The organism is Kitasatospora sp. MAA19 (assembly GCF_029894125.1).
In the GTDB taxonomy this organism is placed as follows: Bacteria; Actinomycetota; Actinomycetes; order Streptomycetales; family Streptomycetaceae; genus Kitasatospora.
On record NZ_JARXYZ010000036.1, the window covers coordinates 48,343 to 65,908 of the forward strand.

Sequence of the window (17,566 nt, forward strand, 5' to 3'; positions counted from 1 at the left end):
CCCGCCATGACACGCTCCGATCGTGCCGTTCGCCTTCTCCGCACCCGGTCCGACCTGGCTAGGCTTGCGACGTTCCCTTTCGACTTCGACGTGGACCGGGCCGAGCACGGCGAAGCGGTACATCTGGCGTCCGGTGCGCCGCTCGAAGCAGTCGCGGGTGACGACACGGGTGGGACGTATTTCGTATGCACGGACGAGAGTGTGCTGTACGCCAGTTCCGAGGGCGAGGCTGGGCTGGTAGCCGACAGTGTGGACGAGGCATTGGAGGTGCTGATCGGTCTGCCGGGCTGGCGGGACTACACCATCCTCGACCCTCACGCCGACGACGCCATGCTGACGGCCGCAGTCGCCCGAGCCGAGGACGACCTCCGCGCCTCCTACGCCCCGGCGTTGGACGCCGATCGAAACACCCTGCTGGCCGGACTCGGACTGCGTCACGTCCCGCAGCCGGCACTGATCCGCCGCCTCCACGAGGCCCTACTGCGCACCGAGCCCGACTTCCTGCTCCTCAACGCTGACGAGGGCTGCGCCTACACCCTGCTGGACCGGATGCCCCACCCACCGCTCTGGCACACTGTTCTGGCCCCCGGGCTAGCAGACCTCGCCCTGCTCCGCACGAGCCACGACTGCTGGTTCGAGGTCGCCTCGGACCCGGCCCGGCGAGCGACGGTGCTGCGCGCGGCCCAGTACGACCGGCAGGAGACGGATCTGCCGCTGCTGCGCGTCCTGCTCCAGCACGAGGCGAGGTACGGCGCCACGGAGGAACTACGTCTAGCCGCCGTCCTGGTAGGCCGACACGGCCAACCCGAGGATCACGAGCTGCTCACGGCTCTGCGCGAGACGAACCCCGATGTCCACTACGTCCTGGGCAGCTTCCCGCCGACCGCGCAGAGGCTGGCCGACTGGGCTGCCGACTTCGACGCGTCCAACTACGGCGATGATCCGGCCGACGAGCACGAACTCACCTGGGCCGAACTGGCCCGTCGCCAAGGCCGCACCGAACTGACCCGCTGCACGCTGATCCGCCTGCTCGACGACGCCGGCCCACGCGACGCCCCCCTGCTGGCACGCGTCGCCGGCGAGCTCGCGCAGCTCGGGGACTTCACCCAAGCAGCCCGAGCCCGGCACCTGTACGCATCCCTCCAGGACGACCCGCTGCACCGAGGTTCAGCCCTGGCCGATCTCGCCTCGCTGCAACGACGCGCAGGCAACGTCGAAGCAGCCTGGCGCTCCCTGCAACTGGCCGTCAGCATCCTCAATGGCCCTCCCCCACCGCCGGCCACGAACCAGCTGATGCTCGACCTCGACCTCGATCTGCCGGAACCGGAGACCCTCGGGTGGCGCGCACTGGGCGTTGGCCAACGAATCGCAGCGGAGCACTTCCACACAGCACGCGCGGCAGCACAGGCTGGTCTGTCCGTAACGGCACACGCATCTCTCACAGCCGGAACCGCCCTGATACAGGAACTTCCCTGCCTCAATGAGGACTTGCGCCAGATGTCGATCGAGACATGAGCAACAACACCGGCCGGGTCTGCGTGGTAGACGCGTCCTTCCGGCACCTGGCTGGGACGCGTGCTGGCGGCACCCGCACTGAGCCCGTCCGGGCTGCCGAGGACCGGCCTTGCCAGCGTCGGCCGGGCGGACTGTCGCTCAGGGCGAGAACACCTGCCTCGGTCGAGTGACCACGCCGGCATCTGCCGACCTCTCAGCGGAGTCGACATCTCTGGGTGCGCGTTGGCTTTCGGATGCCGGGCCCTTACCCTCAGCGTGTGATCACATCCCCTACCCATCCACGACCAGCCCCTGGGGCAACTTCGAGCACTACGGGATGCTGACATGCCGCCGTTCGTCTTTCACATCGCCCCTCACAACTTCAAGGACCGCACCGCGGACGGTCAGCGGCCACGGCGTCCGGATGCCGCGCATGAACGCCATCATGGAGCGCTGGGTGCGATCCTGCCGAACCGAGCTCCTCGACCGCACCCTCATCTGGAACCAGGCCCACCCACTCCACGCGCTACGCGAGTACGAGCAGTTCCACAACACGCACCGGCCCCACCGCAGCCTCGCCGGCGCCGCGCCCCTCCGCCAACTGGCCGAACCCATCACCGAACCCGACCGGCTCACCCACCTCTACGTCCGCCGACGCGACCGCCTCGGCGGCATCCTGCACGAATACCAACATGCAGCGTAACCAGCACGGACGTGGTTCTTGGCGCCTACAAGGCCGGGACGGGCAGCAGTGGCCGCACGATCGCCCACTCCGCGTCGGTCAGGTCGGAGCCGTAGCGGCGGGTCCGGTCCGGCTGGTCAGCGGCAGTCCCGAGCCGGTGTGCGAGGCAATCGCACGACATGCCGGAGCTGGACGCGGACGGAGCAAGCACGCCACAGTGGGACACCAGGGCCTCCTGATGGTTCGTTGACTCGACATCACCGAACTGTGCAGGAGGCCCTTCTCCTATGCGCCAGCTGCGAAGCGATCACCCGAACGAGACTGATGCGCGCGGAAGTTCGAGCAGCAGCCGTATCCCTCGGCTTGGAAATCGCTTCTGACTCCTCACGCCGGCAGGAGTGTCTCAACGGGTCCCGCCGGCGCCCGGGGACGCTACCGTCCGCGTCGGCCACGGGTCCGTGCGGAGAACGCGTGAGGCGCATGGCCCCTACCGTCGGTCGCCGACCTCTGAGCGGACGAAGCCAACAACATCGTTGAAGGCGCCTGCCTGGTGGGCGGCCGCGTACGTCCGGCAGGCCACACCCACCACCGTAGGCTCATCCATCATGAGACGAGCCGCCACTGTCCTGGCGTAGTCGTGGTGGTCGGAAACACCGGCCAGGACCTCGTCAAGATCAATCTCGAACGGCGCTGCGGCGAAGTAGTCCTTGACCGCAGGATGGGCGAAGACCTCCTTCTCCGGCGGCTCCGTTCCAGGCAGGGTACGCACTCCTCCGGTCCCGTTGTGCGGCATGTCCCCGTCGCTCAGCCCAACAGCGCGCACCTTCGCGCCGCGCAACAACTTCACTGCGGCAGGGATCTCCTGGCCTCCTCCGATCGTGAGGAACGAGCATCCCGACAAGAGATCAGGGTCCGCCGTCCGGAAGATCTCGCTGGCGAGGCAGCGTGCGAACTCGTCCTCGACGCATACCGTGATGCCACCAGGCGTCCTCCCCTCCCGCTGGAGGTGTGAGTCGGTCTGATATGTGCTCAGCCCATGGGTGGCGGTCACACCACCCCCCAGTGGTGTGCGCCGCAGGTAGACAACCGAGTCACGGCCGAGCTGCCCAAGGATCGCGGAGCTGTGCGTGGTGATGATGATCTGGTGCCCCCGTCGAAGCGCGACTTCGACGAAGTACTGAGCGAGGCGGACCTGAGCATCACCGTGCAGCGAGGTCTCAGGCTCCTCGAAGATCACGAGGCTCTTGGGTGGGGCCGTCTCCAGCGTGTTCACCATGTACAGGACCCGACCTTCCCCCGTCCCCATGTGATTCTCGGAGTAACGTCGGCCTCCGCGTCCAGCCATGGCGAGCGTTGCGGCTTTATTGGTGGTCAGGACCTCAGTGAAGCCCAGGTGGTCATACGGGACCGCCAGGATCCGCCCGACGTGCTGCGCCGCGGTCGGGTCTAGCGGATTCGCCTCCCCCAGCTCCAGGCTGGCCGCCCCGTAGATGGACAGGTCTCTCCGCTCCACCTTCGGGATGAACTGGGCGAAGCCTCGGTAGTAGGTGGCACGTTCGGGCTGCCGGTGCTGCCCTGACCACGACTTCGCCGACCGACTTACCGTGACAGTCTGAAAGCCGCTGTCCGCGGCATAGAGGTATTGGACCTGTGCGCCAGGGGTGAACGGCTCCGGGTCGGCGACCGAGACCGGGAAGAAGTGGTTTACGTAGTAGCGGTACCAGTCGTGATCGGGAGGCTGACGGAAACCAGCGGCGGCGAGCTGCGCAACCGTGCTCTTTCCGGTTCCGTTGAGGCCGGAGATCGCTGTGACGGGCGACTTGAACTGCAGGTTCAGGTCCGACACGCCACGAAATCCCTGGACACGTATCCCGATCAGCACGGGTCCGAACGTCGGATAGCGCGCGTTCGCGAACCTCGGGGCCCAGGTGCCGGACCCTGTCATCGTGACTCATCTGCACATCATCCCAGTGCCCAGAGGGCTGACACACGGCGAATACCGGTGTCCGGTGGTCCAGGCCGCTTCCTTCCGATCACCGGATCGTTGGTCTGGTCCTGCCGTTGACTGACGCGCAGTGGGGCGGATGAGCCTCTATTGCCGGACCGAATGCCGAGGCGGGGCGGGCGGTGGCGGGATCACCGGGAGGTGATCGATCCGATCGCGTGTTCCAGACCGGTTCGCAGTGGGCGTGCCCGCCCGCCGAGTACGGTTGCGGGAGGGCGTCTACACCCGGCTGCGCAACTGGGTGATCGACGGGACCTGGGGCGCAGCCTTCACCGATCTGCTTGCCCAAGCGAATACCGAGGGCGAGTTGCACAGGGTCGTGGCGGTGGACCCCACCATCGTGCGCCAACCAGCACGTGACCGGGCCGGCCGAAAGGGGACCCGGCCACCACACCCTCGGGCGCGCCCGCGGCGGGCTGACGACGGAGATCCATTTCGCCGCGGACGGCAACTGCCGACCGCTGTGCTTTGTCCTCACGCCCAGGTCGCCGGAACCCTCGCCAGGGATCGGTTGGGGCGAGGTCGACACCTGGGGCGGCGACCGCGTTACGTGTGACTTGCATCACATTCACCCCCCTTGCCGCCCCCACCGGACTTATCGCGACCCGTTCCGCCTGCCTCATGAGCAGCCATGCTGCACCCAGATGTCTGCGCAGCATTACTGCGCATCAGAGAGCGTGGGCCACTGAGCCTTTCCGGGGTCCCGCCGAATACGATTGACCGTTGCTATCGTTCGCCACGACCACCGCAGCGCGCACTCGGCCGCGGAGATCTGACAGCAGGGATAGTGCGCAGCAGCACTGCGCAGCTGAGAGATAGAGGCCACGGCACCATGAAGTCGTTCATCAAACTGCTGGAGAAGGCGATGGAGAACACCGGTACTACGCCCCGGCGCTGAGATCATCTGCCGTGACCGCGCCACCGCCTACTCCCGGGCGATCAAGGAAGCCGCCCCCGACACGATCGAGGTCGCAGACAGGTGGCACCTGCTCCAGAACCTCGCAGCCGACATCGAGAAGACCTGCCACCAACACCGCTCCTGCCTGCGCAAACACGCCGAACAGGAGGAACCGCCACCCGAACCCCCGGTGATCGACCTGCCAGTGTCAGAACTGCCCCGCACGCCTCTCGTTGAGCGCACCCGTGACCGCTACGCGGACGTCCACCGGCTGCTGGACCAGAAGTGGACGATCAGCGCCATCGCCCGCCACCTCGGCCTGGACCGCAAGACCGTGCGCCACTTCAAGACCACACCGCTGGACGAACTCCTCGCCTCCGCAAAGGACTTCGGCATCCACAAGGCCAAACTCCTGGAGCCGTTCAAGCCTTACCTGAACAGCCGGTTCACCGCCGGATGCACCAGCGGCACCCGGCTGTTCCACGAGATCCGGGAGCGCGGCTACACCGGCAGCATCCAGGTCGTGCGCCGCCACCTGGCCAAGCTCCGCGAGGGAACGGCCGAGCCGGTCCGCGCCGACATCCCCAGCCCGCGTCGCATCACCTCGTGGATCATGCGCCCGCGCGAGACGCTCACGGACCAGGAGGTGGAGAAACTGCTGGACGTCAGGATCGCCTGCCCGGACATCGCCCGGGCCTGTGACCTGGCCAGATACTTCCGCGACCTGCTGGTCAACCGGCGCGGCGGCATGCTGCTGGAGTGGATCCGCCAGGCCGATCAGGACGCCCCCGCACCGGTCCGCTCGTTCGCCGGCTTCCTCCGCCAGGACCTCGACGCCGTGACCGCCGGCCTCACCCTCGAATGGAGCTCAGGCAAGGTCGAGGGCAACATAAATCGGGTCAAAACGCTCAAACGCGCCATGTACGGCCGGGCCTCGTTCCGACTTCTCCGGATCCGCATCCTCACCCGGCCATGATCTTCACGGAACTCCGGGCAGAGCCGCGAAAACGGACCTGGCGTACGGGCTGGGGCTGCTCGGCCTCGGCCTGATCCCGGTGGTCGCCGCCGTCCCCGCGCTCGTCCTGCTCTACTCGATGATCGACGGCGACCGCACGCTCGGCGGCGCGTTGATCCAGCTCCTGCCCGCCAGCGCGCTGATGACCGTGATGACGGTCGCCTGCTACGCCGGACTGGTGGCGCTGCTGGTCCGGTTGTTCAGCCGGCCGATCCGGCCCGGCTTCCACCCGGCGCACGGCAAGGTGGCCTGGTGCGTCTGGGCGGTCAGCCGGCTGACCGACACCGCGCGCCGCTCGCTCTTCCAGTTCTACGCGAGCCTGTTCACCCCGGTCTGGCTGCGGATGCTCGGCGCCAGGGTCGGCCGCCGGGTGGAGGCCTCCACCGTGCTGGCGCTGCCCGGGCCGATGCAGGTGGACGACGGCGCGTTCCTGGCCGACGACACCCTGATCGCGCCGTTCGAGCTGCGCGGCGGCTGGCTGCGGGTCGGCCCGGCACGCGTCGGGCGCCGCGCGTTCGTGGGGAACTCCGGCATCGTCGGCCCCGGCCGCACCCTGCCCGACCACGCCCTGGTCGGCGTCCTCTCGGACGCGCCGGTGCGCAGCCAGCCCGGCTCCTCCTGGCTGGGCCGCCCCGGTTTCGCCCTCCCCCGGGTGGCGGACGCGGGCGAGGACAGCCGCACCTACAACCCGCCGCGCCGACTGGTGCTGGCCCGGGCGTCGGTGGAGCTCTGCCACTTCATCCCGCTGGCGCTCGCCGTCGTCCTCGGCAACCTGGTCTTCGGGGCGCTCCAGGAACTGCGGGACCGCTACGGTCTGGCCGTCGCGCTGGCCGGCGGCGGCGTGGTGCTGATCGCCGCCGCGATCGCCGCCTGCCTGGTCACCACGGTGGCGAAGTGGCTGCTGGTCGGGCGCTTCAAGGCCGCCGAGCACCCGCCCTGGTCCAGCTTCGTCTGGCGCAACGAGCTGTACGACACCTTCGTGGAGGATCTCGCCATGCCGTGGGGCGGTCAGACGCTGACCGGCACGCCGTACCTCAACTTCTGGCTGCGAAGCCTGGGGGCCGAGATCGGCCGCGGGGTCTGGTGCGAGACGCACTGGCTGCCGGAGAGCGACCTGGTCACGGTCGAGGCGGGCGCGAGCGTCAACCGGGGCACGGTGCTGCAGACCCATCTGTTCCACGACCGGGTGATGCGGCTGGACGCCGTGCGGCTGCGGGCGGGCGCCACCACCGGCCCGCACAGCATCGTGCTGCCGGGCTCGACGCTGGGCGCCGGCACCACGGTCGGGCCCGCCTCGCTGGTGATGCGCGGTGAGAGGGTCCCGGACGGGGGGCGCTGGCTGGGCAACCCGATCGCCGCCTGGCCGACGGCCGCGGCCACCGCCGCGGCCGTGGCGGAACCGGCGGAGGCGCCGCGCCGGGCCGCGGCGGAAGCGGAGTACGTCAAGGTGCGGTAGTCGTCACGGACGGCACACTGCACCGGGCGTCGGCCGCCGTACGCGTTCCCCGCGTACGGCGGCCGACGGCGTTCCGGAGCGGTCGCGGGTGGCTGGACCTCGGGCGGGGGCGTCGGGCGGGGCCGTCAGGGCGCCGGGCTCTCCGCGCCCTCGACGTCGGCGAGCAGTTTGCGCAGGAGCCCGTCCAGGGTGGCCCGTTCCTCGCCCGAGAGGGCGGAGAGCAGCGCGGTCTCGTTGGCCGCGTGGTCGGTGAAGGCGGCGTCCACGAGGGCGCGTCCGGCCGCGGTGAGGGCGATGCGGACGCTGCGCCGGTCCGCCGGGTCGGTGCGGCGTTCCACCAGGCCCGCCGATTCCAGCCGGTCGATCCGGCTGGTCATGCCGGCCCGCGACATCAGCAGCAGCGCGGCGAGTTCGGAGGGCATCAGTTCGTACGGCGCGCCGGAGCGGCGCAGGGTGGCGAGAACGTCGAACTCGCCGCGCTGGAGGCCGTGTTGCTTGAACACCTCTTCGACGACCCGGCCCGCGAGCAGCGCGAAGCGGCCGAGGCGGCCGACGGTGCCGACCGCCGCCAGGTCGAGGTCCGGGCGCTCCCGGCTCCACTGGTCGAGCATGACGTCCACGTGATCCATGGGGGCATATTATTCGATGGGAGATAGTTAGACGTAGTACTATCAGTCAGAGAACTATCGGAGCGCTCACTGTGGGGAGAGGCCAATGACGTTGATCGGACCGGAAGCCGTGGTGGTGCGGGGCGACGAAGCCGAGACCGTCGGAATGCTCGGCGGCAAGGGGCGGCTGCTGGCGGACTCCAGCGCCACCGGCGGCGCCCTGAGCACCCTGCGCGTCACGCTGGGGCGCGGCAAGGACGGCGCCACTCCGCACTACCACGGGGGCTCCTCGGAGCTGTTCTTCGTCGTCGACGGCTCGGCCCAGGTGCTGGTCGGGAACGAGGTGGTCACCGCCCGGAGCGGCGACCTCGTGGTGGTGCCGCCCCATCTGCCGCATGCCTTCGCGGCGGCGCCGGACTCCGGGGCGGACCTGCTGATCGTGATCACCCCCGGGGTGGAGCGCTTCGACTACTTCCGCCTGCTGGAGCGGATCCGCGCGGGCGAGGCGACGGTCGAGGAGCTGCTCGCCAAGCAGGACCTCTTCGACAACCACTTCCTGGAGTCGCCGAGTTGGCGCGACGCCCGGGAGGAAGCCGCCCGGTCCGAGCCGTAGACCGCCCGGCACCGAGCTCGGCCCGACACCAGGAGAGGAACCCCGTGACCGACACCCGCACCATCACCAACCCGCCCGGCCTGCACGACCCGACGCCGTTCGGCTACAGCCACGCCGCCTCCGCGCCCGGCGAACCGGTGTTCATCGGCGGCCAGTACGCCTCCGACGCCAGCGGTCAGGTCGTGCCCGGCGACTTCGCCGCCCAGGCGGAGCTCGCCCTCGCCAACCTGCGCACCGCGCTCGCCGGGGTCGGCCTCGGCTTCGAGCACGTGGTCCGACTCGGCTCGTACATCGTCGACCACGACCCGGAGAAGCTGGCCGGCCTCGGCAAGGCCCTGGCCGGGGCCTGGGGCGACCGGCTGCCCGCGCAGACGCTCAGCGGGGTCGCCTCGCTCGCCCTGCCGGGGATGCTCTTCGAGATCGATGCGGTCGCCGTCCGGCCGACGGCGGGGGCAGCGGGCTGACCCACCCACGCGCAGGGGTCCCACCGGTCGGTGGGACCCCTCGCCGTACCGCCGCCGTTCGAGCCGGCGCGGACCGCTCATATGGGGCTCTTCTGCTCCATCTGTGGGTCGGTGCGGAGCGCCTGATGCAGCACACGCCGTCCCCTGTGCAGATCTTGAGGTGTTGAGGCCTGAGATCGGTCGCGCAGGGAGAACGGCGTGCGGTTCACCACGGTATTGAAGTCGCTGGTCGGATGCGAGCAGGCGGTGCCGGAGGATGCCTGGTTCGATGAGGAAGCGCAGGTCATGGTGGTGGCGGTGCGTCCGAGGTCCCGGGCGCGTCGCCGCTGCGGGATCTGTCGCAGCCGCTGTCCGCGGTTCGATGCCGGGGCGGGACGCCGGCGGTGGCGGCACCTGGACGCGGCCGGGCTGCAGCTGTTCCTGGAGGCCGACGCCCCGCGTGTGTCGTGCGAGCGGCACGGGGTGGTGGTCGCGGCGGTGCCCTGGGCCCGGCACGACGCCGGGCACACGCGCGACTTCGACCAGCAGGTCGCCTGGCTGGCCACCGAGTGCTCCAAGTCAGCCACCGCGCAGTTGATGCGGGTCGCCTGGCGCACCGTCGGCGCGATCCTGGCCCGCTACCAGCGTGACGCGGACGCCGGGATCGACCGCCTCGCCGGGCTGCGGCGGATCGGGATCGACGAGATCTCCTACCGCAGGGACCAGAAGTACATGACCGTGGTCGTCGACCACGACACCCGGCACGTGGTGTGGATGGCGGACGGCCATGGCAAGGACGTCCTGCGCTCGTTCTTCGACGCCCTGGGTGCCGAGCGCGCCCACCGGCTCACGCACATCAGCGCCGACGGCGCGGAGTGGATCGCGGACGTGGTCGCCGAGCGGGCCCCGAACGCCGTGCGCGCCATGGACCCCTTCCACGTGGTCGCCTGGGCCACCGAGGCACTGGACGAGGAGCGCCGGGCGAACTGGAACCGGGCCCGCCGCCAGGCCGCGGACCCGGACCTGGCCCGCAGGCTGAAGCACTCCCGCCACGCGCTGTGGAAGAACCCCGAGGACCTCACCGACCGGCAGACGGCCAAGCTCGCCTGGATCGCCGTCAACGACCCGCGCCTGCACCGGGCCTATCTGCTCAAGGAGGGCCTGCGCACGATCTACCGGATCGCCCGCGCCGAGGGCGCACATGCCGCAGCCGAGGCGCTGGACCGCTGGCTGTCCTGGGCCAGGCGCTGCCGCATCCCCGCCTTCGTCGGCCTCGCCCGCAAGGTCCGACGCCACCACGACGCCATCCTGCACGCGATCGTCGAGGAGCTGAGCAACGGGCTGATCGAGTCCACCAACACCAAGACACGCCTGACCATCCGACGAGGGTTCGGCTTCCGCAGCGCAGAGGCCGTCATCGCCCTCGTCATGCTCTGCCTCGGCGGCACCCGGCCTGCCCTGCCCCGCCGCCAACTCGCCTGATCACACCCACAGGTCCAGCAGAAGAGCCCTATTTTGGCCGGCACCCGGACGCTGAGATCATCCGCTCCCAGCCGGGTCTGGGACCGATGCTCAGCGCCCGGGTACTCGCGGAATTCGGCGATGACCCTCACCGGTACGCCAGCGCCAAGGCCCGCAAGAACTACGCCGGCACCAGCCCGATCACCCGCGCCTCCGGCAAGAAGAAGGTCGTGACCGCCCGGTACGTCCGCAACGACCGGCTCATCGCCGCCTGATCGCCCAAGCCTTCTCCGCGCTGCGGGTCTCCTCCGGCGCCAGGGCCTACTACGAGAAGCAACGCGCCCGCGGCATCGAATTCAATGCCGCCCTGCGCCAACTCGCCAACCGGCTCGTCGGCATCCTGCACGGCTGCCTCAAAACCGGCACACCGTACGACGAGGCGACCGCCTGGTCCCATCGTGATGGCGCTCTCTGAATTTGGCTCTGCCCGCAGTTCCGTGATTGATCTTGCGGTGACAGCTTGGCGTGCCGGACTTCGCGGCGGACGCCGACGATGCCCCTTTGGTGAGTCAGTTCATGCTGGAGTGTGTGGATCTGCGCGTCCCAGCATGTCGGCGAGAGGGACGCCGGTTCGAGATGAGGCGATTCGGCGTGCGCGCAGTTGGGCGCGGGTGCGAGGGCGAAATTTGGGCTCCTTTCCGCAGCCGCAGGGTTCCCTGCCCTCGTATCGCAGCCCGGCGTTGAGGACCGCGGCCACGACGGACCATCCCTGTGTATCCCGCCGCCGTGGCGCCGCGAAGTCGTGGCCGGCACAGCTCAGCGGCTTGGCGCACCGCGGGCACGGGTGTTCGCTCCCCGGCCTGGGATGCTGCTTGAACGTGGCGCGGCACGGCGTGCAGACGTAGTGCAGCTTGTAGGGAGTCATGGCGTAGAAACACACGAGGCGACCGTACCTGGCGAGGCGGCGACTGGCGAGACGGTTTGTCGGGCGTCCAGCGGCTGTGCGGCGAGGCAACCGCCTGGTCCCTCCGCACTACGCACTCGCTGTTTGACACGCCAGCTCATGGGATGTCTGTCAAGTTCAGCGTGTTGAGCTTTTGGCCTCTTTGGTGTGCCGGCCGGAACCGGGGCCGATCACGTTCATCCTGCTCTTCACCGGTTTCAACACCACCATCAATGCGATCGGCAACGGCATTTCAGTGGGCCGGCAGCGCGGCTCGGGCCGGTCAGGTGCGGTCGGGAGCGGGTCGTAGCGACAGCGCGCGGACCTGCCCCGCGGGCCGGGCAGGGCTTCCCGCAGCTGGAGGTTCTCCAGAGTCGACTGGTTGAGGGCCTGGACAAGGCCCTGGACGTCCAGCTTGAGCTGCTTGATCTCGTTCCTGTCCCTCGCCCGGGCCTCCTTCAGCTCGACGATCTGTCGGCGAAGTCGGGTCTCCGCCTCCGGCGTCCCGCCCCGTTCCCGCACCTTCTCGTAGAACTCGTTCTTCAGATCGGGATGGCGCTGGGTGAGGACGTTCCTCGGGACGCCCGCCTCCTGGGCCAGCGCGACGATCGTCAGGGCACCGTTGGACCGCTCCGCGGTGCCGACCATGATGCGGTCCGTCGCGGCCCGTATGCGGTCGCGTTCGTCGCGAGCAGGGCTCATGCGGTTGACGCTTCGGCTCTGCGACGTCTGTCCGGGCCTTCTCGACCTGGCGGACCGTCCCGACCGGGAGACTTGGTGGCTGCGCCGGTACGAAGCCGCCTGCATCGATGGCTTTCACGCCCGCCTGCTGACCACTGCCAGCGATCCCGCCGTCCCCGGGCAGGCCAACGGGAAGAGCAAGGGCAAGGGCAGGGCGCTGCCGCGTCTCACCGAAGTGCACCGCCTCACGAACCGCTCCCACACGGCCTCCGCCTCACGCAGCTCGGCCTGAAGGGCCTCCACCCGCTGCCGAGCAGCCCGTTCACGCTCCTCCAGCAACCCCATCACCGACGGCATCCCGGCACCTCACCGAAGAGACGACACGACACCGTGTTCCTGCCGCCGAGACACCGACACTATGCCTGACCAGCGGAAATACGCCCGTCACTCTCGGAAAGACAACGGCTTCTCAGCTGCAAACTTGAATAGCCGATCATCAGGCGCTCGGTCGAAGTGTCGGTGCAGTCGACAACCCCGTCTGCACTATCGGCGGATATGTCCACTTGTGGCCATATCCGCCGATCAGCGTCCTTCTGCTGCCGATCAGTGCGACGGGGCGTTCCTCTCGAACAGCCCCAGGGCGGCGCAGAGCGTGACGCAGAGCGTCATCCAGGCGAGGAAGGCTCCGCCGCCATAGAGGATCGCGCTCGGGACGTTGCGATCGTCTGCCCACGACAGCACGCCGGCAACGAGCGCGACCAGCAGGGACATGATGAGAGCCAGGGCGACCAGCAAGGCCCGCATGGAGAGTCGGGAATTCAACGGTCGGCATCCTTCTGCGAGGGTAGCCGGTCCGGGGCATGTCGCCTCAGCCCGACTACCAAAACGGTAGTTGGCTGAGACGGTGTGAGCCCGCGAATCCCTCCGGTTCCGGATAGCCGGTTCGGAAGACCTGAGGACACGCCCTCAATCAGTACTCCGAAGATAAGCGACGTCAGCCCCGATGCGCCAGAACCCACTTTGTGTTTCAGCCGTGCTGGAACACATTGACCACGATGCCCAGGCCGACCGTCAGCCCCTGGCGAAGGTCCAACACGCTGAACTTGACAGGGAAAGCCGCTGGGCCGCCCACGTCCTGTGGGGCCCACCCCTGACCCACGAGTGGATCATCCACACCCGCCGAAGCCTGCGCCCGGCCGAACTACGAGCCGCCCTCCCCGACAACGAGGCGGACCGGTGAGCGCCCCGCTCACGATCCTCCCCGGCGGCAGCGACCGCAGCGACCGACTCGCCGAACTCCTCGAAGAGACGTCCCCCGGGGCCCGGCTGGCCCGGGTGGAAGCCGCCACCCGGCCCGCGCACGCGGCGCTCGCCCCGGTCCTGCCCGACGGTCGGCTCCCGCGCGGCGCCGTCGTCTCCGTCCAGGGCGACGCCGGGCTCCTCCTGGCCCTGGCTGGCGGCGCCGTGACCAGGCACGACTGGGTGAGCATCATCGGACTCGGAGACCTCGGCCCGGCAGCCGCGAAGGCCTACGGCATCCCATGGCAACGCACCGTGCTGGCTGAGATCCCCGGGGCCCAGTGGGCACAGGTGGCCGCAGACCTCGCCCCCGCCACCCCGATCATGCTCCTCCAGCCCACCACCCCCGCCCCACCCCGCCAACTTCGCCGCTTGGAGGCGATCTTGCGCGAGACCGGCACCACGCTGCTCACCCCCGTGCCCTGGGAGGGCGCTGTCCTGACACTGACCACCTCAGACGTACAGACGTTCGGGCTCGGCGACGGGTGGGGGGAGATCACCCACCGCGAGGTGGTCCACTGCACCGGCCGCGGCCGCGCCCGCCCGCGTTCCCAGCGTCTGCTCCTGCCCGGCCCGGACGGCACCGTCCAGCCGCTGGCGGCCGCCGAACGCGGCGCCACCCGGCCGGTCGACGCCGCCACGGCGTAGCCCGGCGCGCCACCGGCGGCGCCGTAGAGGCAGCGGCCCTGTGCCAGGCGGGTCACAACGCCGAGAACCCGAACTTGGACACCACCGGGTCGAGCGGGGTGTAGTAACCGGTCGAGAAGCATGCCGTCGTGGACGAGGTGCCGCTGCACGGGATCTTCGTGTCGGTGTTCCCGGCGATGATGACGCCGACCGGCGCCATCGAGTCGCCCTGCGGGTTGGCCACGGCCGGCCCGCCGCTGTCACCCTGGGCGACAGCGATGCCTCCGCCGCGTGACTTCACCTCGGTCGCGTTGGTGCGCCCCGACGGCGAGTGGACGCCGACGCGCGTGACCTCCAGCTCGCAGTGAAACCCGGACGTGGCGCCGCTGAAGCAGGCGGACTGGCCCGGGTCCAGGCGCGCCGGGCCGTACAGCGGGCGGGAGTCGCTGCTGTTCCAGGCGCTGCTGTAGAAGCGGGCCGTGGTGCTGGTGTCGGTGGTGATGACGGCAACGTCGAGGCCGCCGTCGGACGCGGTGACCTCGCCGACGACGCGCTGCCCGTTGTAGACGTTCCCGCTGGTCTGGCAGTGGGCGGCGGTGAGCAGGACGCGCTTGCCGTTGACCCAGCCCGGCACTCCGGTGGAGCAACGGCTGTTGTCGCTCAGCCTGAGGTCGGCTCCGGCGTACCAGGGCGGGGCGTCGCTGGTGCGGCTGCCCTGCGTGGGCGTTTCGGGGGAGCCGATCTGCGGGTGGACTGGGATGCCGGCGATCTGCTCGGCCCGGGCCTCGTAGTCGCGCATCGGCGCGTTGGCCGGCGCGATGCGCTTGCTGGCCTTCGGCTGGTACGAGAGCACGAGGCCGCTGCCGTCGTTGGCCGGGGAGATCGAGGACCACTCCGCCTTGTCGTTGCCGACGGTGCCGATGAACCTGCCGATGGCCCTGTCCATCTCGGAGAGCGAGTAGGCGGCCGTCCGGTAGTGGACGTCGTAGTCGGGGCTCACCGGGCCGGCGGGGTCGTGGCGCATCGCCTCGCGGGTGCGCGTGCGCCAGGCGTCGACGGCCTTGGTGATCCTGGCGGGGAGGGCTCCCTTCCAGTAGAGGTCGAGGTAGTGCTCGTCGCCGTGGAACACGACTGAGGCGAAGTCGCTGCCGTCGACCTGTCCGGTGTCGATCAGCCGGTGGATCTCATCCGCGATGGGCTGCAGGTGCTTCTCGTGGTACTCGCGGCTCAGCAGGATCGCCGGAGCCATGCGGGTCTCGTCGGCGGTGTCCTGGGCCCTTGCGACGGCGATGGACGCGGTGCCCAGGACCAGGACCGCTGCCGCGTACAGGAGTTTCGATCCGCGCATGGAGACACCATAGAGTGACCAAAGCCCTCACGCGGAGTTATCGTATCGTATGCGTGCCGCAGCCTAGCGAGGAAAGCCGGGTGCGCCCACCGCCACGGCGTAGCCCCGCGCGCCGTCGGCTGCCGTCACCGGCATCGTGGAACAGCGGCCCCCGGCCTAAACCCCCGAGCGGGCCGGGGAACCGCACCAACGACGTCGCCTCACCGGCGGGCACCGGCAGGTTGCCCGCGCTCACCGCTCCCCCTCCTCGCCGAGGATCCACGTTCCGTCCACCCCGACCAAGCCCGCTCCTGGACCGCAAGTTCGACGGGACGCCAGCGGCGCACCCACCTCACCGGTACTCCTCAGCGGGCGGCCGCGCGGACGGCGGTGTTCACGAAGTCGGTGAACTCCCGGTCGGCGGCCGCCGGGTAGTCGGGGTGGGCGCGCCACTGGCGGGCCACCCCAACGAGGGTGCTCCAGCCGGTGCTGGCCAGCCCGATGCCGACGGCGGAACCGGAGGCCCGCTGTTCTCCGCCGGGACGGCCCCGGCGCACACCGAGGCGTGGAGCTATCCGGGCTGGCCGGGCGAGCTGTGGGTCGTGGAGGTGGTCTGCAGCGGGCCTGCGCGATCCTACGAGAGGATCGTCGAGCGCCTCACCAACCCCGCGGCGGGCCTGCCGCTGGAGGTCGTCGGCGCTGAATGCCACTGCGGCCGGCAGCCGGTTCGTACCTGCACGGTACTCCTGGCATTGCTCCTCCGTGTGCTCCATGTGTTGGACGAGGGAAGAGATAACCATGTCCACGACGCTTGCCGCTGGCAGGATCGGGCCCGTGACGGACATGGAGGACGCCCTTCGGGCTGCTCTAGATAACGTTGTGGGCCCGCATGGGCTTGTAGGCGTCGTGCCATGTCGGGGTGAGGTAATGGCGGTCCTGGCGGAGCTTGTCGAGCTTGCCGAGGTCACCGGGACGGACCGTGATCGTGGGCTTGCGGCAGATCCTCGGCAAATCCTTGCCTGGTGGCGGTCGCAGGCGTTCGGCGGGGGTGATCTGGACGCTGGGCTTCGCGGCGAGGTGGGCTGCGGTCGAGCGGGCGTTGGTGAGGTCCACCACCGCAGGTGACCCGAACGCCACCGCGGCCGCTCGGAGGCGCCTGACGGGCCCGAGGAACGGATACTCACCTCGGACGAGCGGGAGGCTCTCGCCCAAACCTCCGGGAGCGGCCAGCGCGCCGCCGACCGGATCCGCTCCGTCGCCTCCCGGCAGAACGGCAACGGCAGGTCCTGAATCAGTACGCCGATGCCGCGGCGGGTGGTCGTGCCGCATAGGTTCAGGGCGCCTCCGGGGAACCGGAGTTGTCAGTCCTCGTCGCGCAGGTGGGCGGCGGTGACCGCGACGAGGCCGTGAAGATCGCACACCGGCACGACCGGTGCGGGACTGATCCCGAACTCCCCATCGGGCAGGTAGGCGACGTTGCAGCGCAGGCAGAGATAGGTGGCTCTCCAAGCCGCGGCCAGCGACGGCTGGATCGCCGAATACTCCTCGAACTGTTGCCGCATCCGGTCCCCCTTCTTAGCGCGCCTAACGGCCATGGCCACCCCCGCAACCAAGGGGGGCCCACCCAACATGCCGAACGCCAGAAGGAAGCCCCGCAGCTCGTGCTTGTCGGACGTCAGCACTGGCGGTAGGAGGAACAGCAGGAACACCAGTGCCAGGAAAAACAGGGAAGCAATCTCGCACCCGGAGCCGGGCTTGGCCAGCTGCGGCCGAGGCGGCGGAGCGACCTGCTTCGCCAGCAGCGTTGTGGAGACACCCGAGGTGTGGACGGTCGCCTGGCCATAGGCCGGCACCACACCGACCCCGCTCGCGTACGCGACACCGGAGGTGTAGCCGGTGCTCGTCCCGGAGTATCGACTGGTCTGCGACTGGTAGACGCTCGGTACGCTGCGCACCTGATCGAGCGCACCGCACTGCGGACAGTTGATTCGGCTCACAAGTCCCCCGAGGTCGG

General features: G+C 69.6%; 17 protein-coding genes and 3 pseudogenes. 12 read left to right on the plus strand and 8 right to left on the minus strand.

Annotated elements, in window-relative coordinates; translation table 11 throughout:
* The first annotated feature begins 6 nt into the window (after nucleotides 1-6).
* Both P3T27_RS34375 and P3T27_RS34380 read left to right on the plus strand, forming a co-directional pair.
* Nucleotides 7-1,515, plus strand: a complete 1,509-nt coding sequence (locus P3T27_RS34375; RefSeq protein WP_280685207.1) for a hypothetical protein — start codon at nucleotides 7-9, stop codon at nucleotides 1,513-1,515.
* Between the two features lie 412 nt (nucleotides 1,516-1,927).
* On the plus strand, nucleotides 1,928-2,197 hold the full coding sequence (locus P3T27_RS34380; protein WP_348534179.1) for an integrase core domain-containing protein: 270 nt from the start codon (nucleotides 1,928-1,930) through the stop codon (nucleotides 2,195-2,197).
* Nucleotides 2,198-2,225: 28 nt separating this feature from the next.
* Here the strand turns inward: P3T27_RS34380 and P3T27_RS34385 are convergent.
* Both P3T27_RS34385 and P3T27_RS34390 read right to left on the minus strand, forming a co-directional pair.
* A pseudogene (locus tag P3T27_RS34385) lies at nucleotides 2,226-2,357 on the minus strand (IS5/IS1182 family transposase); the annotation flags it as partial.
* Between the two features lie 306 nt (nucleotides 2,358-2,663).
* Complete coding sequence (locus tag P3T27_RS34390) at nucleotides 2,664-4,121, minus strand: AAA family ATPase (protein ID WP_280685209.1); 1,458 nt, start codon at nucleotides 4,119-4,121, stop codon at nucleotides 2,664-2,666.
* 455 nt (nucleotides 4,122-4,576) lie between these two features.
* On the opposite strand from P3T27_RS34390, the pseudogene P3T27_RS34395 reads away from it, so the two are divergent.
* From P3T27_RS34395 to P3T27_RS34405, 3 genes and pseudogenes are all read left to right on the plus strand, one after another.
* Nucleotides 4,577-4,660: pseudogene (locus tag P3T27_RS34395) on the plus strand (IS5/IS1182 family transposase); the annotation flags it as partial.
* Nucleotides 4,661-5,284: 624 nt separating this feature from the next.
* Entirely contained in the window at nucleotides 5,285-6,055 is a 771-nt protein-coding gene (locus P3T27_RS34400; RefSeq protein WP_280685210.1) for a transposase, read from the plus strand.
* A gap of 55 nt (nucleotides 6,056-6,110) precedes the next feature.
* Nucleotides 6,111-7,550: a Pls/PosA family non-ribosomal peptide synthetase gene (locus P3T27_RS34405; protein WP_280685236.1), complete on the plus strand. Its 1,440-nt coding sequence runs from the start codon at nucleotides 6,111-6,113 to the stop codon at nucleotides 7,548-7,550.
* A gap of 125 nt (nucleotides 7,551-7,675) precedes the next feature.
* Here the strand turns inward: P3T27_RS34405 and P3T27_RS34410 are convergent, their stop codons facing one another.
* Nucleotides 7,676-8,179 (minus strand): MarR family transcriptional regulator, encoded by a 504-nt coding sequence (locus P3T27_RS34410; RefSeq protein WP_280685212.1) that lies wholly within the window; start codon nucleotides 8,177-8,179, stop codon nucleotides 7,676-7,678.
* 85 nt (nucleotides 8,180-8,264) lie between these two features.
* On the opposite strand from P3T27_RS34410, the gene P3T27_RS34415 reads away from it, so the two are divergent.
* From P3T27_RS34415 to P3T27_RS34430, 4 genes and pseudogenes are all read left to right on the plus strand, one after another.
* Complete coding sequence (locus P3T27_RS34415) at nucleotides 8,265-8,771, plus strand: cupin domain-containing protein (protein WP_063352400.1); 507 nt, start codon at nucleotides 8,265-8,267, stop codon at nucleotides 8,769-8,771.
* 44 nt (nucleotides 8,772-8,815) lie between these two features.
* Entirely contained in the window at nucleotides 8,816-9,235 is a 420-nt protein-coding gene (locus tag P3T27_RS34420; RefSeq protein ID WP_280685213.1) for a RidA family protein, read from the plus strand.
* A 198-nt stretch (nucleotides 9,236-9,433) separates the two neighbouring features.
* Nucleotides 9,434-10,696 (plus strand): ISL3 family transposase, encoded by a 1,263-nt coding sequence (locus tag P3T27_RS34425; protein ID WP_280685214.1) that lies wholly within the window; start codon nucleotides 9,434-9,436, stop codon nucleotides 10,694-10,696.
* 29 nt (nucleotides 10,697-10,725) lie between these two features.
* A pseudogene (locus P3T27_RS34430) lies at nucleotides 10,726-11,150 on the plus strand (transposase); the annotation flags it as partial.
* A gap of 606 nt (nucleotides 11,151-11,756) precedes the next feature.
* Here P3T27_RS34430 and P3T27_RS34440 read toward each other — a convergent pair.
* Complete coding sequence (locus P3T27_RS34440; RefSeq protein WP_280685216.1) at nucleotides 11,757-12,266, minus strand: hypothetical protein; 510 nt, start codon at nucleotides 12,264-12,266, stop codon at nucleotides 11,757-11,759.
* Between the two features lie 52 nt (nucleotides 12,267-12,318).
* Between P3T27_RS34440 and P3T27_RS34445 the strand changes: the two genes are divergently transcribed.
* Nucleotides 12,319-12,591: a hypothetical protein gene (locus P3T27_RS34445; protein WP_280685217.1), complete on the plus strand. Its 273-nt coding sequence runs from the start codon at nucleotides 12,319-12,321 to the stop codon at nucleotides 12,589-12,591.
* 311 nt (nucleotides 12,592-12,902) lie between these two features.
* Here the strand turns inward: P3T27_RS34445 and P3T27_RS34450 are convergent, their stop codons facing one another.
* Complete coding sequence (locus P3T27_RS34450; RefSeq protein WP_280685218.1) at nucleotides 12,903-13,094, minus strand: hypothetical protein; 192 nt, start codon at nucleotides 13,092-13,094, stop codon at nucleotides 12,903-12,905.
* 238 nt (nucleotides 13,095-13,332) lie between these two features.
* Between P3T27_RS34450 and P3T27_RS34455 the strand changes: the two genes are divergently transcribed.
* Together P3T27_RS34455 and P3T27_RS34460 are read left to right on the plus strand one after the other, a co-directional pair.
* The gene (locus P3T27_RS34455; RefSeq protein ID WP_280685219.1) at nucleotides 13,333-13,539 is read left to right on the plus strand and encodes a hypothetical protein; all 207 of its coding nucleotides are present in this window, start codon (nucleotides 13,333-13,335) and stop codon (nucleotides 13,537-13,539) included.
* Entirely contained in the window at nucleotides 13,536-14,246 is a 711-nt protein-coding gene (locus P3T27_RS34460) for a hypothetical protein (RefSeq protein ID WP_280685220.1), read from the plus strand. The genes P3T27_RS34455 and P3T27_RS34460 overlap by 4 nt, the downstream gene beginning before the upstream one ends.
* Nucleotides 14,247-14,298: 52 nt before the next feature.
* Here the strand turns inward: P3T27_RS34460 and P3T27_RS34465 are convergent, their stop codons facing one another.
* The 3 genes from P3T27_RS34465 to P3T27_RS34475 all read right to left on the minus strand — a co-directional run bounded on the left by P3T27_RS34465 (nucleotide 14,299) and on the right by P3T27_RS34475 (nucleotide 17,507).
* Nucleotides 14,299-15,573 (minus strand): trypsin-like serine protease, encoded by a 1,275-nt coding sequence (locus tag P3T27_RS34465; RefSeq protein ID WP_280685221.1) that lies wholly within the window; start codon nucleotides 15,571-15,573, stop codon nucleotides 14,299-14,301.
* Nucleotides 15,574-16,419: 846 nt separating this feature from the next.
* Nucleotides 16,420-16,665 (minus strand): hypothetical protein, encoded by a 246-nt coding sequence (locus tag P3T27_RS34470; protein WP_280685222.1) that lies wholly within the window; start codon nucleotides 16,663-16,665, stop codon nucleotides 16,420-16,422.
* 248 nt (nucleotides 16,666-16,913) lie between these two features.
* Nucleotides 16,914-17,507: a hypothetical protein gene (locus P3T27_RS34475; protein WP_280685223.1), complete on the minus strand. Its 594-nt coding sequence runs from the start codon at nucleotides 17,505-17,507 to the stop codon at nucleotides 16,914-16,916.
* Nucleotides 17,508-17,566 lie beyond the last annotated feature (59 nt).